The following is a 17,148-nucleotide window of genomic DNA, read 5'->3' as shown; positions in this document are numbered from 1 at the left end:
ATGGGACAGCAACTTAAAGATTCGGGCGTGGATGTAGACAAGGCTCGTTCAGACTTCAAACAACTTCAAAACATGCAGGCTGAGTATCTGGATCTCACCATTCAAGCAGGCCTTGCAGCCGGAGGCGCACTCCCACCTCCTTTTAACTTGCCAGCAGATATTGGAGCGGTTGGATACTCGTTTAGCAAGGGAGATTGGTGGGGGGTAGGTCTTGACCTGGTTGGCTTTATTCCTGTCGTAGATATCCTTGCCAAGGGCGGGAAGATCGCAGACAAGTTAAATGATATCCGCAAGGCCATCAACATTGCCGGTCCGGGCCTGCAGAAGAGTTTTAACAAGACAAAGGAAGTTGCTGCCAAATACTGGGACGATCTGGCAACGAAAAACCGCAAAGCCTACGATGATGCCATTAAGAACTGCAAGACAAAGGCTTGCCGGGATGAAAAAGCACATCTTAAAGGACCGCAGTACAAGAACATTCCCAAAGATGGCCCTAAGGGAAAATGGGAAGGTGAGCGTGGCGAGAGCAAGTGGGTGCCGGCAAATGGCAATCCTCCAGTCGAATATAAAAACGGTTTTCCCGACTACGGGCCTTTATCAAAAGGGGACGTGGAAATCGCAATGAAGGGAAACAACTACGATGATTTCAAAGCAGCAGATAAAGCTATGCAGGCCAAACTAGGTGATTCAAGTTGGGAACGACCTCGGGACCACACCTGGCATCATAAAGAAGATGGTGTGACCATGCAGCTTATCCCAAGTAAGTATCATGCTACTGGCGGTGGTGCGAGTACACCACATACAGGCGGTGCGGCCCTGTATAGACCTGGTGCGAGCCATACAGCTGATTTTTAGGAGATTTTTGATGGACGTATTAGTTCGCAAGAAGCAAAATGAATGGGACCTTGTTCCGGTTGTAGAGCAAAAAATTAAACTGTGGGAGCTTGCTCGTGCTCGCCTCCCAGAAGATTATCGAGCTTTCATGGTAAAATATGATGGGGGGCGAGTTTATCCATTGCAATTCAGACCCAATGTTCCCCAAGAATTCTGGCAGTGGCCTGATAATATTGCGTTGCTTGATCCTCTTTTTGAGTGGGATTACGTTGAAGAATTATACGGTGACAATTATCAGGAAACCGTGCGACCTAAAAATTGTATTCCCATAGGTGCAGATCCTAGTGGTATGGAAGTTGTTATATCATTGGAACAGGATACGCACGGTAAGCTTTATGTAATTCACTTTGGTCCTGGGCCTGATGAAAACGAACCAGTGATGCGGGCACATTTGATAGCCAACTCATTTCGTGAATTTATCTATGAAAAACTTTTCGAAACCCCGGATAAGTTCGGGTATGATTATTGGTATCGCCCCGTACCTGAAAATCTAATCAAAAAAGTAGAGTTTTAAGATGGCGTATCCCAAGGCCGTCTCAGATACATTTTTTGCCAGTTGGCCGGATGCCCTGAAACAAGCCAGTGTACCGCACGAGGAAATCCCGATCAGCCCTGAAGATGTTCTTGCTCTTGCGGCAAACACCCCTGAGTTTTGTGAGCAGTTTGGTATCTTCAACCATTATGGGCTATCGGAAGAGTTCAGGGATACAATCTCAAAGGGGTTAGAAAAGTTCAAAGACGGGGCCTTCCCGCGACTGGATTATTGTTCCTGGAAAACAAGCTGCCTACTCAATGCACCTGCAAAATCTTTAGGAGAAGTGGAAGCAATCGTATTACAGCCCAACCAGCGGGTCGCCTCAGCACTCATGGATCCTGTCATCAATAACACAGGTGCTAATTTTTACTTACGTAAGTGGGTCGATATCCCGCGTTGGAGTGAGTTCCGGATCTTCATGCGGGATCGCAAGATTATCGGAGTTTCCCAATATTATACTGATGAACAGTTCCCAGCGCTTCAGGAGAATCTGGATAAAATCCGGGAAGCTCTCATTGAATTCTGCTTGTTTTTTTATAAGGAATCTCATTTGGATACGGTCGTTGCCGATGTATTCCTGGCCAATCAGAATGAGAAACTTCAGGCACAACTCATTGAACTCAATCCTTTTTTAAACAGAACCGATCCCTGCCTTTACAATTGGGAGAAGTCAAACTTTGATGGCAAACTTCGGTTTATCGCAGGTGACAGAGTCCTCGCTGCACCTATGGCCAATTAAGGAGCATTCCTATGCCCAAAGCTGCTCGTCTTAGTGATACTGGATCAGGACATGGTTGCCACTACCCGCCAACTCCGATTATCTCAGGCAGTCCCGTTGTGAAGATCGATGGCTTGCCAGCGGCCCGTGTCGGAGATGCCCTTGTCCCCCATGGATGCGCTGTATGTCCTGCTCCACCGCACCCACGCTCGATCTCAGCAGGTTCAGCCATCGTCACAATAGACGGAAAACCCGCAGCCCGTGTGGGCGATGCCATTGGCTGCGGCGGCAGCATCACTTCCGGGTCCGCAGTCGTGACAATTGAATAGAGAGCAACTAATGCGCCTTAGTAGATAATTTGTGTGGCCAGAATAAGAAAAATTATGTGATTGATGAGTGATTATTAAGATAATCTAATGAATAATAAGTGCTGTTGTAGTCGATTTGGCAAATTCAGCGCAGTTATTATGTAATAATAACCTTTAGGATATTTATTATTATCTATTATTATGCATTATTGGGTAGGGTTTGCTTTGAATGTAGGAATTATGGCTAGGAAAAATTTCGGGTGCATTTCAACAAACAGTTTCGGCAATCTTTCAGTAGCATTCGAGTTACTTCATGATACATAATCCAACGCTTCAGCCAGGTCAGCGGGGTTTGTGATGGCTTGGCTGGCTGAAGCGGGGAGAGAGTTTGTGGCACACAGGGGCAGTCAGCAGGGTTTTACAAACTCTCTGGGAGTTCCTTTTGGAAGGTCGGTGGAGTGGGCAACAAGCTTTCCCACTCCACGATGCTTTTGACTACTCGACGTAGTCTTCAGCAAAGAGTTCTGCATCCATGAGCGGAAGTGGCTCTGCAACTCTTGCAGGCGCATAGTCCATCTGATCCAGAATCTGGGTCTGCAGGTCGATGCCTGGTGCGATTTCAACCAGATGCAGACCATCTTCATGCACTTCAAACACAGCACGTTCAGTGACGATCTTGGCTTGCTGGTTGCGTTTCACTACGCCTTCTTTCACCAGATAGGTGATGTGCTGGGCAGTTTCGACGAACTTCTTGATCTTGCCTTCTTTAACGATTTCAAGCTTGCCGTCTTTAACTGCGGTTTTCAGGCCAGCAGTTGTGAAGGTGCCGGTGAAGACCAGACGTTCTGCGTTGTGCGCGATGTTGATGAAGCCACCTGAGCCCGGGTTCACCTTGCCGAACTTACTGACGTTGATGGTGCCTTTGGAGTCGAACTCAGCAAAGGCCAGGGCTGCGAACTTGCACAGACCACCTTCGATGACGTCAAACTGGGTCAGGCCATCTACGAGCGCTTCCGGGTTAGCGTTGGCTGAGAACTGCCAGCCCATCATAACCACGCCGCCATAAGAGCCGTGCTCTGTGGTGAACTGGTAGTCGTAGATTTCGTCACCATCGAACTTACCATCTTCTGCCATCACCAGCGGAATGTCGCCGGAAGCGCCGAAGCCGAGGATGCCGAGTTCATGCTTCTTGGTTTCCCAAGATGCGCGGCGGGCAATGATCTTGTCGACGCAAACAGGAGGGCGTGGCAGTTCGGTCATCTCGATGCGGTTGAGGCCGAGGTAGTTGGCATCATAATCGATGTCGGTGACCATAGGCTGCTGAGCGCTGTCTACCAGAACCACGTGATCCACCAGAGCACCCGGCAGCTTCACGATGTTGGTTGGACGGCTGCCGCGGTCTACCTTGTTTTCTACCTGTGCAATGACAACGCCGCCAGATGCACGAACGGCTGTTGCAATAGCGATGTTGGAGGACAGCAGCGCTTCGTTCTCAAAAGACAGGTTGCCGTTGTCATCTGCACTGGTTGCACGCAGCAGGCCAACATGGATTGGACGGGTTGGGTAGAACAGGTAGTCTTCGCCCTTGAATTTGATCTTCTCGACCAGACCGTCCTGAGAGCTCTCGGTGAACTTGCCACCACATACGTCCGGATCAACAAAGGTACCGATGCCGGTTTTGGTCAGGTAGCCCGGGCTGCGGCGCGCAACTTCGCGGAACCAATGCATGGAGGTGCCCATGGCCCAGCTGAAGCACTCGATCTCATTGTTCTGGATCATCTGCATCAGTTTTGGGCGTTCACCGGTTTCAGGGTGAACCGGGTTGAGCATGGAGCCTGCCATGATACGGCGCAGTAGGCCCTTCTTCGCGATGTGGTCCATGCCGCCGATGTGCATTGCATCGCCGGTGCCACATGGGAAGTAGAAATCCAGATTATTTGGATGGCCAGTTGCTTCAAAGCGATCAGAAATGCCTTTGAGCAGAACGTCTGGTGTGATCCAGCCGATCACGCCGGTGGAGGCAACAGTGTCGCCGTCTTTGATGACAGACAGAGCCTGTTCCAGAGTTGAAAATTTAGTCACAGTTATCTCCCAGTGATCTTTTATTTTTCGAATTTTTTGAAGGTTTCTTGCGCAGCTTCCATCTGGCAATGCTGGCGGAAGAGAGAATTCAGCTTGGCGTCTTCGGCCTCTCCATCCGCCAGACAAGCATTCAGATACCAGCGCTTTGTCGCTTGTACTGAAACCGGTGGAAGTGCTGCGAGTTCCTCAGCAATGGTACGGGCTGTCACAAACAGGTCTTCCAGTGCAACCACTTCATCAACCAGACCGATGCGCAGAGCTTCTGTTGCGGTGATGAACTTGTAACCCCATGCAGCGCGCTGTGCGTGGCGCGGAGCCATGCGGGCGTTCAGTGCATGGAAACCCCATGGAGTGATCCAGCCATTTGGCACTTCCATGCCTTTGAACTTCACGTTCTCTGCGGCCACGACCACATCACACGCTGCAGCAAGGAAGGCTCCGCCACCCACAGCATAGCCCTGTACGGCTGCGATGATTGGTTTTGGGCAGAGTGAAATGCGGCGCAGAAAGGCTGCTTTGCGCTTTTCAACGTCGCAAATGCCATCCAGATCCAACGCACCCAGTTCTGTCAGATCACTGCCTGCACAGAAGGATGGATCTGCGCCGAAAATTATGGCTGCATTGATGGTGTCGCAGGTTTCAACCCGCTCCAGAGCCGCATCCAACAGATCCAGCATTTCTTTGTTTTGCGCGTTGCGCTGTTTAGGCCGATTCAGCTGTATGTAGGCCACTTTGTTTTCGACGGAAAACTCAACTGACATAGTCTGCTCCCAAGTAATCCTGATCCGCTTTGCGCGGTTCAGCTTCCCGTTAATGTCAGAGGAGCTGGAGAGCGTTTGTGGTGCCTCTTTGCCCTTCTGAATTGAGAGGCAGTCTATTTTTGATTGTCATTTTATTTTATATACAGTAACTCTCTTCCATATATACAGTTGAGTTGACTGGATTTGGAAAGAGAAGAAAATGTACGCCAACCTGATCCGAATTGACCGAAATTCATCCGAGAGTTTGCAGACACAAATTCGGCGTCAGCTGGCAATTGCAATTGTGAACCGGCAGTTTCCTATTCATCGTCCATTACCTTCAATTCGCAAGCTTTCCAAAGACTTAGGGGTGAGTGTAACAACGGTTTCACTGGCCTATGAGAGCCTGAAGCAGGACGGGTTTGTGGAGAGCCGGGACCGGGCTGGCATCTACATTCGCGAGGATGCATTGCTCTCCAGTCAGGCCTCACAGGATCTGTACACATCACCTGCCAATAGTAGTGATACAGATGTGATTAAGATGGACTTCAACTCGCATTTTCGTGGGCGGAGTTTCAACATGCCTCGTGTGGTGAAGCCAAGTGACAGCCTCGTCCGGTTTCGCTTCCCATTCATCTGTGGGCTGATCGATCCGAACCTGTTTCCAATTGCCAGCTGGCGCGAGTGTATTCGCGACTCTGTCAATGTGGTGGAGATGCGAAACTGGGCGACAGATTACTCCTCCATTGATGATGAGTTGCTTGTTGAGCAGCTGATGCAGCGTGTGCTGTCCAAGCGCGGGATCATCGCTCACCCGGAAGAAATCCTAATCACATTGGGAGGACAGCAAGCGCTGTACCTTGCTGTCAAACTGCTGCTACGGACAGGTGAGACAATCGGCATAGAAGATCCGGGATATCCGGACATTCTGAACATGGCGCAGATGGAAAACCTGAATGTGCGCAGATTGCCGATCGATAAAGGTGGGATGATCCTGAGTGATGAGATCAACCAATGCAAATGCCTTTACACTACGCCGAGCCATCAGTTTCCAACTACTGTCACCATGCCCGTTGAGCGACGGGAAGAATTGCTGCGCATCACGGCGCAAAACCGTCAGTTCATCATTGAGGATGATTACGAGGCAGAGATTGCCTTTGACAAGACGCCGCCGCCTGCTCTCAAGAGCCTGGATCGATGTGGGAATGTGATTTATGCGGGCAGCCTGTCCAAGAGCCTGATGCCGGGGCTGCGCATTGGCTATCTGGTAGCAGACAGAGAGTTCATTCGCGAGGCCAAGGCGTTGCGACACCACATTCTACGGCACCCACCCGTGAACAACCAGCGCAGTGTCGCCCTGTTCCTGCAGCGGGGCTACTTTGACCGGTTCCTTGCAAAGATCTCAAATGAGTACAAAGCCAGATGCAAGACGATGCATCAATCGCTTGAAGCGCACTTTCCGGGTGCTTCAGTACTGCCAGAGTTTGGTGGTGGAAGCATCTGGTTGAAATTGCCGGAAGACATTGATGCTGGGAAGCTGCAGCAGAAGGTGATGGAGTCCAGCGTTTACTTTGAAACGGGTGGCTTCACCTTTTCCAATCCAAGTGAGAACCTGAACCATATCCGTCTAGGATATTCGGTGATCGATAACGCGCTTATTCCAGAGGGAATTGAGCTGATCGCAAAAGCAGCCTTGAGGGAAAAGTAAAAGAGGCAGCGATTGCTGCCTCTCTCAGGGTTCTTAGAGTTCTGCGGTTTTGACCGTCAAAGATCCATCTTCATGCCGCTCGATGGCGGTGTATTTGGAGCGGAACAAGTGCGGGAAGTCTTTGCGAGCTGCCTTGACCATACAGTAGGTCGCAAGGAAGCTGAGCGCTACGAGTGGCACTGTTGGCACCAATGCCAGTGTCACAACCACATCCAGACCGCCAACAAGGATCACACCGAAGCTGATTGCAATGATGATTGCGCACCAGATCAGACGAGAAGAGGTTGAAGGCTCAATGTCGCCGCTGATGTTCTTGTTGGTCATGGATGCCAGGTTACGGGTGCAAGCTTCGATCGTGGTGATCACGAAGATTGCCACCATCACCAGATAGATTGGCACAGCCAGTGCTGGAAGCGGGGTATTGCTCAACGCCAGCGCCACTGTTGACGGAATACCGTGCTCATTGAAGTTCGCGGCGAGGTCAACAGTACCGGAAAGCTGAAGCTGAACAGCGAAAGCACCCAGAATTGCGAAGAATACGAAGGCAGACAGAGAGCCGTAACCAACGCAGCCCAGTACAACGTTCTTCAGAGTTCTGCCGCGAGACACACATGCCACGAACAGACCCATCTGTGGTGCGTATGCGATGTACCAAGCCATGTAGAACACGCTCTGGTCCTGCGCATAACCGTTGGACAGGCCATATGTATCCGTCCAGGTGAACACGTGAGGCATCAGCTCCATTGCATTACCGAAGATGCTGGTGAAGCTGTTCATGATGTAAGCCGTTGGTCCAAACAAGATCATCGCGCCCAGCACAACAACAACAAGCCAACCGTTGAAATCTGAGAGCAGTTTCATCCCTTTCGAAATGGTTTTGGAAAGGGAGTACATGGTCAACGCACCGAAGAAGAGCAGAACGCCGACTTCCACGAACATGGTGTGCTCGATACCGATAAACACAGAAAGCAGACCAGCCAGCAGCGGAATAGCAAGACCAAGGGTCGTGCCGATACCACCGATAAGACCGAATACAGCGAATGCATTGATTGCGGTACCGATTGGTCCCTCAACCCGCTTTTGTCCGAGAATTGGCTCAAAACAGAGAGCGAAACGCTGCACCTTTGGCTTACGTGCAAACAAGAAGTACGCGAATGGAAGGCCGAGCGCCATGTAGCCTACCCAAAGGAACGGGCCCCAGTGGATCAGACCATAAGCAAGCGCATCTTCAGCAGCTTTTGCGGAAAATGGTTCTGCACCAGCAGGAGCAGAGGCCATGGTAATCATCGGCTCAACCATGGACCAGTTGACCACGCCGATACCGAAACCGGCTGCCAGGATCATGAAAGCCCAGCTTGAATCGTTAAAGGCTGGTTTATCGTCTGCATTGCCCAGCTTCACGTTGGCCAGTGGGCCAAAGGCCACCCATGCCAGGAAGAACAGGCCAATGGTGCCGTAAGCCATGTATGCCCAGCCAAAGCTGTGCGACACGAAATTATTGATTGCTGTGATGTAAGGATTGAGTGCCTCACCCATCAGGATCATCGGAATGATGATCGCAAGGCTGAAGAGTAGGCTTGGTAAGAAAATGGACTTGTCCAAGCTGGGCTTAAGTATCTCCCCCTTATTTGTGGTTGGTTTTGTCATGGGTTCCTCCAAAGCCATAATATCTCTCCCGATGTTTGGCCTTCAGACAAGGGTTTCGGCGGCGTCAGGCCGCACGAGCCCCTTTGCAGGAAGCAGCATCCTTACGGCTACAGCTTCCTACAGTTACTTGTGGTTAGTTTGAATGTGACTAGGTGCTACAATGCGCTGTTATTCACGCGCATTTTCTGGCGGATTTGCTCCGGATCCAGATCTTTGTATTTCACTGCGCTTTCGAGTGAAATTTTGGTTGCGACAGCCGCTGCATGGCCCATTTCAAAGCATTGAGCAGTCACGCGGGCAGATGCCAACGCCTCATGCTCTGCGCTCAGGCAACGGCCGGCGACAATGGTGTTCTCTAGTTCCTCAGGAACAAGCGTTCCCCAAGGGATTTCGTAGTAGTCGTTCATCAGCCAATGCAGCTTACTCTGCTTGCCTGCATGCAGCTCGATTGGCCAGGATGAGCGGGCAATGCCGTCCGCTGGCTTTTCGCAGTTCACGACCTGATCGTTTGTTAGTGTTTTGGCGCCACGGATCGTGCGGGTCTGGCGCACGCCGATTTCCGGCGGCATGTCGATCAGCTGTGTTTTCTCAAAGCCCTCAACGTTCTCCTTGAAGAAGGCATGATAGTCACGGGCTGAACGGCGGCCATAGATCTCTGCATAGGTTCGGTCAGCTGGATTGATGACATTCAGCATCCGGCCACCTTGCCCCGCAAGGCGAGTGCAGTTCATCAAAAATACACCGTCCTGCGGTGTCGGGAAGACCCAGACCTTGTCCCGCGGCAGATGACGCTCACCACTTGCGTTGACTTCGCGGATCTTCTCGGTGACCTCAGCCGGTGAAATGGTGTCCTCACCAAAGACCTTGTAAAAACCCTCTGCTTCCACGTTAGACAGGCGGAACATCATGGTTGGGTTCTGGATGTTACCCTTGTCGCCATAGGAATGCTCGCATCCGGCTTTTGCCAGTACAGCAGCATCACCCGTCGCATCAATGAAAGCCTTGGCTTTCAGGAAGGTGCTCCCCGCTGAACTTTCCAGTTTGATCGCCTTGATGCGCTGATCCTCTCTCATCACTTCAGTGATGAGGCAGTGATACAAACATGTTACACCAGCTTCTTCCAGCAGATCATCAGCCACCTCGCGCCAACGCAGTGGGTCAAATGTCAACACATGCGTGTTGCCGTAGATCTGGGGCTCTGTAACGCCCTGCTTTCCTTCCAGTCTCTGACGAAACTCTTCTGCAAAACCAAAGACGACCTGCTTAGGTGTTTTCTTGGCAATTTCATCCTGCGTCAGGTATAGACCGCAGATCGTCCCAGACAGGCCTGCTGTCGCAGCGCCACCGCAAAAGCCATTTTTCTCGACAAGGATTGTTTTAAGGCCATCCCGGGCGCTCATCACAGCCGCCGCAACACCTGCCGGGCCACCTCCACACACCACAACATCAGCCTCGTCCAACACCGGACTATCGACTGCGCTTAATGCTAATTCCTTCCAAGCCATATCGCCACTCACATATAAGATAACATATTGTTATATAACGCTAATATGAGAGGATGAGCTGACTTATGAGCCCTCTCTTCCTAACTAACATATTGTGAAACACATCACGAAGAGCGGGCACTGACAAAAGTAGAAGAACGTACATACAGTCAGCTGAAATAGTCACTGACAGTGTTGTGGGAAGCAGCTCTTAATTCTCAATCATACAGAAATTACCTTTACAGAACAGATAGATAGGCGAATGGTTATCGAAGTGTCTGTTATGCGATATGTATACAGATAGAAAATACACAGCAGTCATCTGTACATATACTTGTGCACAGCTAAGCACTATTACCAGATATACAGTTTGAAACTTATCCTAAGTACAAATGTGGAAATAAACAGATTACTTCACTCGCAGATTCCATTGCTCTAGCTTCACCCCAAGAATTTACATGCCAGCTTAAGCAAGCGGAGCACCGGGTGTCTGATTTCCAAGCAACAACACAAGCAGCTTTTGCCAAGGCTGAGATAGAGCGCAAAGTCATTTTCAGGGAGCTGGATACAGAGCAGCTTTATTCAGAAAACAAGCTCTCTGCCATGTTACAGCTTGGGCGCACCCCTGTCAGAGAAGCACTTCAGGCTCTGGAACAGGAAGACATGCTGAAAGTGCATGCACGAAAGGGTGTCGAGTTTCTGGAGATTTCAGCTGCGCAGCAACTTCAGCTTTTGGAGATCCGCAAAGAGATTGAGCCCACTTGCATCAAATATGCGATCCTGCGTGGTAGCAGCGAGCACCGCGTTCATATGTTGCAACTGGCGCAGAACATTTTAGAAAGTGCGCAGGGCGATGAAGATGCCAGTCTGCTGGAGGCTTTGAGAGGTATTCACTTCGCCATTACCAATGCCAGCGGCAACCCATACTTCCACCATGCGCTCGCCCGTGTGCAGAGCCAATCCCGCCGGTTCTGGTTTGCCAATAAAACGCGCGACGACACCATGGTCTGCAGCCAGTTCCACGCAGATATCATGCGCTCAGTAGCCATCGGCAACGAGATCGCCGCGAAAGAACAGCTTTTGAAGCTTCACGAGTATCTTGCCGGGAGTGCGCTGAAGGTCATCAAACTCTCAGCCAACTGATCCTCTGCGATGAGATCACCGCAGAGGATGGGATGGATTAAACGTCGATACCCATGATTAGTCTTGGCAGAGCCAGCGACAGTTCAGGGAAGAAAGTGACGATGAGAACCATCGGTAAATGCCCAAGCAGCAGAAACTTGAGTGTGATGCCCACGTACTTGTCCAGCGTGAGCTTGCTCACCCCGGCGGCCATATAGAGCATGGGCGCACACGGTGGGGATACATTCCCCAGCCCCAGATTGGTGCCAACAATCGCTGCAAAGTGAATTGGATGAACGCCAATCTCCGTTGCCACCGGAAGCAATACAATTGCCGCCAACACACTGCCGGATACATCATCCACGATCATACCAATGAGCAGCAAAATAAGGTTGATCAGCAACAGGATCAGGATCTTGTTTTCCGTCAGCGAGATGAGTACTTCAGCCACCTCACGCGGCACTTGCTGCAGGATCATTGCCCGGCTCATCACAAACAGGAAGAACAGCACTGCGATGATGGAACTCGTGGTGATCGCCGCCCGCACAAAGGCCGCTGGAATATCCTTAAAGCTCAGCCCTTTATAGATGAACACCCCAACAACAATCGCATAAACCAGTGAGATTGCAGCAGCTTCTGTTGGCGTGGCAATACCGGAGTAGATCACTCCCAGCACCAGCAATGGCATCATCAGCGCCCAGGTTGCCTTCAGTCCGCTGCTGGCAACATTCTGCGCCGCTTCCCTAAACGGCAAAGGTTCCTCGACCTGAATGGTATCCACCTTGCGCAGGAAGAAGAAGTTGAGGCCGATGTAAACCAGAGCCAGCAGGACACCCGGTATAACCGTCGACAGGAACGCAGCCCCAACGGACAAGCCACCCGTCACTGCAAACACAATCATCGGAATAGATGGCGGGATCATCAGCGCAAGTACAGAAGAACACGCAACCAACGCTGTTGCATGGCCAACCGGATAGCCTTCCTTCACCATCCGTGGGATCATGATCTGCCCAATCGCCGCAATGGCGGCAGATGACGAGCCCGAGATTGCACCGAACAAGGCACAGGTGATGACAGTCACCGCACCAAGCCCACCTTTCATACGTCCGACAAACGCATTCACGAAACTGAGCAGGCGATCTGAGATGCCGCCTTCAGCCATCAGAGTTCCAGCCAGCACGAACAGTGGCAGCGCCAGTAGAGCGAAGCTGAGTGTGGTCTGATAGGCGTAAGGGATCAGGAAGGAGACGTTCGAGTCTGACGCAATGCCGAACACCAGCGCGCCAACACCAAACGCAAATGCGATTGGCATTTCAGCCAGCAATAGCACGACGATAAGCAGAAGAGAGGCAAGAAATATGAACATGATTAGCCCTTCTTCACGACTGACAGTCTTGTTTTGAGATCGATGGTTTGATTGATGGCTTGCAGCGAGAGGTAGATGATGGTGCCTGCAAATCCGATGATCATGGAGGCAGACCACAGCCCCTTCGGCCAGCGCATGTAAGAACTTGCGCGCCCACGCTCTATTTCAAAGATCGCGTACTTGCTGGCGTAGTATCCAAACACCAGACATGCTGCGATACTGGCCAGTGTCATGATCAAACGGATGCCTTGGATCTTTCGCGGGCTTTTGATCAGCAGTGTCACGATGCCACCGTGAATGTGCTCTCCATTACGGGTCACATAAGCAAGCCCCAGAAAGTAAAACCAGGCGCCCATCAGCAGAGCCAACTCTTCAATGCCAACAAACGGCAGCGCAAACACATAGCGGAGCAGAACCTGCACAAACATGATTGCGGCAAGACCGATGCCCATCAGCACCAGGCCAAAATACAGAGACCTCTCCAAAAACCGCTCCGCTTTCAGCAGTGCAGTCATGCTTCTGGATTGCGGACCTTCGGGGATTGCGGTGACATGGTCCGGCGGTTCTGTTTCAGTAATTTCCGGATCATAGATGAATGAAGCGACCTGCACCGGCGCACGCGGGTGCTGTTTAGACTCGCGGTTCACGGTCATATGCCTCCCAACCGAAGACCGGAGCACGCTCCGGCCTTCTCTTCAATTATTATTAGTTTGCAGCAGCTTGGCGGATCTGGCTCATGATCTCAGAGCCAATAATTTTCTCCATGGCTGGCCATTCCGTTTCATGAGCAATCTTGCGTGCAGCTGCCAGCTGGGCATCATCCAGTTCAACCACCTTGATCCCGGCATCTCTGGCTTTTTGCAGGAACTCTTCACTCTTTGCTTGCGCTTCTCCCCAAGACCACTCAAGTGTGGTGTCGATCGCAGTTTGCAGGGCTTCACGATCAGTCGTCTCAAGGCCTTCCCACCAGTCCTTGTTCACTAGCCAGAAGGCGTGCTCGAAATAGTCATTGGTGAGGATGTTGGTTTCCAGAACGTCACGCAGTGAGTAAGTCTCAACCGCGGTTGAGAATGAACGCGCATCGACCGTACCAAGCTGAAGGGCGGTGTAAACCTCTGCCAGTGGGATCGGCACAGCGGAAAAGCCCAGATTGTTGAAGCGTTCCACTGCCATCGGCAGACCCGGAACACGGATCTTCAAACCATTGGCATCAGCAGGAAAATTGACCGGCACCTTGCTAACGCCTTTGCGGATCACGACAGAACCAAAATCCGTTGGAATAATCCCAACCGCATGCAAGCCGAGTTCATGAAGGATACCGTTGTAGATATCCAGCATATCTGAGCCCGGGCCATAAAGCCTCTGCGCCTGCTCCCAATTGGAAACCACGTAGCCGAGGTAAGCGAGATCCAACCGGCCATCAAACTCAGATGCACCCCATGTGAGGCTCATTGGCACAACACCCTGCATGGACTGCTCAAATAGGGAGGTCCAGTCTCCGAGATCGCCACCAGGATGATAATCAATGTTGATGGCTTTACCGTCCAGCTCTCCCATAAAACGCTCGGAAAGCGCGTGGAATACGTGATCTGTATTCATCGCATGTGCCAAGATCAGGCTTTCTTCCGCTTGCGCCTGTCCACCAGCGAATCCAGCCATGCCAAGTGACAGAGCCAATGCCGTTGTGCGTGAAAATCTCTTAAGTGCCCCAATCATATCCTCTCCCTTTCTGAAAGCAGCTTTTTATGTTGCTTCAGTCAGAGACCGCAGAACGGGAGACACGACACCTCATTTCCGGAAAGGATCTTTCCAGATGAACAAGACAAACATTTGCGAAGGTATGCAGACAGACTGATCTAACACCAGAGCATTTGCTCGTAGCTTAATTTGGCTCATCAACGAAAGCCGCTGCGGGGTTCGCGCACTTGTCGCCACTGCCCCGGATCAGTTCCAGTTCTCTTCACACTCCTGCTACGGTTCCCAACCAAAGCAAGTGAAGCTTCCAGCAAAACCAAGGCCCAATGCCTTAACTCCGCTCATCCTCTCCACCCCCAAAACCATACCCCGCATCCGCATACCTGCTTATATACAGTTTGAGTTTCCATTGGGTGCAGCTGTCTTGTGACTTGCAAGCGCCCCCTTAAACTGAACTACCTTAGCCGCGATGGAATGAGCCTCTTTCGCTGCTTCAGATGTTGTTCGCTCTAACAATCTTGAACCAACATATCCTGCGGCAAACGCGTCTCCTGCTCCGGTGGTGTCGATTGGGATAATGCAGCTTTGTGGGGAGACGGTGGTTTTCTCTCCGTCCATCAAGATCAAACAATCATTGCCGCCATCTTTTACGACAACCTCTGTTGAACCCCATGAAGACCAAGTGGTTGCGATCATATCTTTTGATGTCTGTTCCCAAAGAGTGATGTGATCTTCCTTTGAGACAAGCGCGATATCAGCTAGCTTTGCGAGTTGTTTGTTGGCTTGACGGCAGATGTCATTATCAGGCCACAGGTCTGCCCGGTAGTTGGGGTCGTAGGCAATGAGGCAATGTGGTTTTACAACACGCAGTGCTTCAATCAGATTGTGTCGTTGTGCTTCATCTAGTATGGCGAGCGATATACCGGAGAGGTACAGGCTGTCATAGGATACTAATAGCTCTGCAATTCTTGCGGAGTTCCAGCCATCAAACATATGGCGGGCGGCAGATGCTGAGCGCCAATAATGGAAGTAGCGCTCACCAGAAGCGTCGTTTTCGATTATGTAAAGGCCGGGCGTACGCCCCTCAATGCATTGAAGCGCATTCGTACGTATACCTTCGCTTTCAAATGCAGTGACCATTTTTTGACTGTATGTGTCACATCCAACACCTGTGATGAAGGAAACATCCAGTTCGTCACCGAACTGACGCGCCAGATAAACTGCAGTATTGAAAGTGTCTCCAGCAAAAGACTGCTTGAACAAACCGTTTGCTGTTGGAGCAAGTTCCAGCATGCATTCTCCAATGCAAGCGATGGATTTTCTTTTTGATTTTAACATTGAGAGGCCCGTACACAACATCAGCAAAAGGTGGAAAAATGAACAGCCAACGATGCCTGTGATCATGTTGGCTGTATCAATTTTAGAGAGTGATATTCAGTTCAAAATAGCGATTTGCATTGTTGAAACTGATATCCTGAACCATGCCACCAAGCAGCTTCATATCTTTTGGTGCTTCGCCATCAATCACCCAGGTGCCGATCATGTTACAGAGGATGCGACGGAAGTACTCGTGGCGGGTGTACGACAAGAAAGATCGACTATCTGTCAGCATTCCTATGAAACGTGACAGCAGGCCAAGTTGGGATAACTGCTCCATCTGACGTAACATACCGTCCTTTTGGTCGTTAAACCACCAGCCAGACCCAAACTGAATTTTGCCTGGAATCCCACCACCCTGGAAGTTGCCGCACATGGTTGCAAGTACTTCATTGTCTCTTGGATTAAGTGCGTAAAGGATTGTTTTCGGCAGAGCATCTTCTTCATCAAGCTTATTGAGCAGTCTGCTGAGTGGCTGCGCAATCAGGCCGTCATTGATGCTGTCGAAGCCAGTATCTGGTCCCAACAGGCTCAACATACGGGAGCTGTTATTGCGAAGTGCACCAATGTGATACTGCATGGCCCAACCGCGGTGCGCATATTCTTTGCCCAGATAGATCAAGACGGCTGTTTTAAATGCTGCGGCTTCTTTTTCACTGACGAAGGAACCGGAAAGGCGGTTTGAAAGGATGTTGTTGAGCTCAGCCTCAGAAGCTTCTTCATAAACAACTGTATCGAGAGCATGATCGGATATTGTGCAGCCGTGCTCTGCAAAGTGGTCTAGCCGCTTAGACAGTGCAGCACACAATTCTGCGAAGCTATTGATTTCAGTATCAGACACTTCAGAGAGCTTGGCGATGTAATCGACATAGCCCGTTGCGTTGATCAGAAATGACTTATCGGGGCGCCAGGATGGGTTCATCCTAATAGAAAAACTATTGTCTTCCGCTGTTTTCTTATGCGCCCTTAGATCATCAATTGGATCATCAGTTGTACCGACCATACGCACATTCATTTTTCTCATGACGGAGCGTGCTGAAAACTCCGGTGAGGCCAGCATTTCATTTGCACGGTTCCAAATATTCTCAGCTGTAGCGCCATTTAACAAACTATCATCAATTCCGAAGGGGCGGCGTAGCTCCAAGTGTGTCCAGTGATAAAGCGGGTTGCCGATGGTTGCTGGTACAGTTTCAGCCCATTTCTGGAACTTTTCACGGTCAGATATGTCTTTGCCAGTGCAATACTTCTCTTCAACACCATTGGCACGCATAGCGCGCCATTTGTAGTGGTCTCCTTTGAGCCAGATCTCTCCTAGATTTGCGAACTGATAGTCGTCAGCAACTTGCTCTGGTGGCAGATGGCAATGGTAATCAATGATCGGCATTTCCTTCGCGAAGTCATGATAAAGCTCGCGTGCAACTTCAGAATGCAGAAGGAAATCGTCAGTTAGAAAAGTGGTCATTTTGATACTT

At 50.6% G+C, this 17,148-nt stretch carries 15 protein-coding genes; 6 read left to right on the top strand and 9 right to left on the bottom strand.

Features of this window, described 5'->3' with window-relative positions; genetic code table 11:
* The 4 genes from PSE_RS25270 to PSE_RS27125 are packed head-to-tail and all read left to right on the top strand — an operon-like array spanning window position 1 to window position 2,476.
* The gene (locus PSE_RS25270; RefSeq protein ID WP_041769200.1) at window positions 1–855 is read left to right on the top strand and encodes an HNH endonuclease; all 855 of its coding nucleotides are present in this window, start codon (window positions 1–3) and stop codon (window positions 853–855) included.
* A 10-nt stretch (window positions 856–865) separates the two neighbouring features.
* Complete coding sequence (locus PSE_RS25265; protein ID WP_041769198.1) at window positions 866–1,408, top strand: SMI1/KNR4 family protein; 543 nt, start codon at window positions 866–868, stop codon at window positions 1,406–1,408.
* Window position 1,409: 1 nt separating this feature from the next.
* Complete coding sequence (locus tag PSE_RS26840) at window positions 1,410–2,168, top strand: Cell division cycle protein 123 (RefSeq protein WP_014290233.1); 759 nt, start codon at window positions 1,410–1,412, stop codon at window positions 2,166–2,168.
* Between the two features lie 11 nt (window positions 2,169–2,179).
* A complete protein-coding gene (locus PSE_RS27125) occupies window positions 2,180–2,476 on the top strand; it encodes a PAAR domain-containing protein (protein ID WP_041769197.1) in 297 nt (98 codons plus the stop codon).
* Between the two features lie 474 nt (window positions 2,477–2,950).
* Here the strand turns inward: PSE_RS27125 and PSE_RS25250 are convergent, their stop codons facing one another.
* A complete protein-coding gene (locus PSE_RS25250; RefSeq protein WP_014290231.1) occupies window positions 2,951–4,537 on the bottom strand; it encodes a CoA-transferase in 1,587 nt (528 codons plus the stop codon).
* Window positions 4,538–4,557: 20 nt separating this feature from the next.
* Entirely contained in the window at window positions 4,558–5,298 is a 741-nt protein-coding gene (locus PSE_RS25245) for an enoyl-CoA hydratase/isomerase family protein (RefSeq protein ID WP_014290230.1), read from the bottom strand.
* Window positions 5,299–5,497: 199 nt separating this feature from the next.
* Between PSE_RS25245 and PSE_RS25240 the strand changes: the two genes are divergently transcribed.
* Window positions 5,498–6,985, top strand: a complete 1,488-nt coding sequence (locus PSE_RS25240; protein WP_014290229.1) for a PLP-dependent aminotransferase family protein — start codon at window positions 5,498–5,500, stop codon at window positions 6,983–6,985.
* A gap of 33 nt (window positions 6,986–7,018) precedes the next feature.
* On the opposite strand, the gene PSE_RS25235 is transcribed toward PSE_RS25240, so the two are convergent.
* Window positions 7,019–8,632: a BCCT family transporter gene (locus PSE_RS25235; protein WP_128647410.1), complete on the bottom strand. Its 1,614-nt coding sequence runs from the start codon at window positions 8,630–8,632 to the stop codon at window positions 7,019–7,021.
* A gap of 155 nt (window positions 8,633–8,787) precedes the next feature.
* Window positions 8,788–10,137, bottom strand: a complete 1,350-nt coding sequence (locus PSE_RS25230) for an FAD-dependent oxidoreductase (protein ID WP_041769196.1) — start codon at window positions 10,135–10,137, stop codon at window positions 8,788–8,790.
* Between the two features lie 465 nt (window positions 10,138–10,602).
* Here PSE_RS25230 and PSE_RS25225 point away from each other — a divergent pair, with 465 nt between their 5' ends.
* Entirely contained in the window at window positions 10,603–11,259 is a 657-nt protein-coding gene (locus tag PSE_RS25225) for a GntR family transcriptional regulator (protein ID WP_014290226.1), read from the top strand.
* A 37-nt stretch (window positions 11,260–11,296) separates the two neighbouring features.
* On the opposite strand, the gene PSE_RS25220 is transcribed toward PSE_RS25225, so the two are convergent.
* The 5 genes from PSE_RS25220 to uxaC form a co-directional block, all read right to left on the bottom strand.
* On the bottom strand, window positions 11,297–12,604 hold the full coding sequence (locus PSE_RS25220) for a TRAP transporter large permease (RefSeq protein ID WP_014290225.1): 1,308 nt from the start codon (window positions 12,602–12,604) through the stop codon (window positions 11,297–11,299).
* A 2-nt stretch (window positions 12,605–12,606) separates the two neighbouring features.
* The gene (locus tag PSE_RS25215; protein WP_014290224.1) at window positions 12,607–13,257 is read right to left on the bottom strand and encodes a TRAP transporter small permease; all 651 of its coding nucleotides are present in this window, start codon (window positions 13,255–13,257) and stop codon (window positions 12,607–12,609) included.
* Between the two features lie 52 nt (window positions 13,258–13,309).
* Complete coding sequence (dctP, locus tag PSE_RS25210) at window positions 13,310–14,320, bottom strand: TRAP transporter substrate-binding protein DctP (RefSeq protein ID WP_014290223.1); 1,011 nt, start codon at window positions 14,318–14,320, stop codon at window positions 13,310–13,312.
* A gap of 366 nt (window positions 14,321–14,686) precedes the next feature.
* Entirely contained in the window at window positions 14,687–15,703 is a 1,017-nt protein-coding gene (locus PSE_RS25205) for a sugar kinase (protein ID WP_014290222.1), read from the bottom strand.
* Between the two features lie 16 nt (window positions 15,704–15,719).
* A complete protein-coding gene (gene uxaC / locus PSE_RS25200) occupies window positions 15,720–17,138 on the bottom strand; it encodes a glucuronate isomerase (protein WP_041769195.1) in 1,419 nt (472 codons plus the stop codon).
* Window positions 17,139–17,148 lie beyond the last annotated feature (10 nt).

It is taken from the genome of Pseudovibrio sp. FO-BEG1, from assembly GCF_000236645.1.
Lineage (GTDB): Bacteria > Pseudomonadota > Alphaproteobacteria > Rhizobiales > Stappiaceae > Pseudovibrio.
Note: the sequence above shows the minus strand (reverse complement) of the source record. Positions and strands in the feature narration are given on the sequence as shown.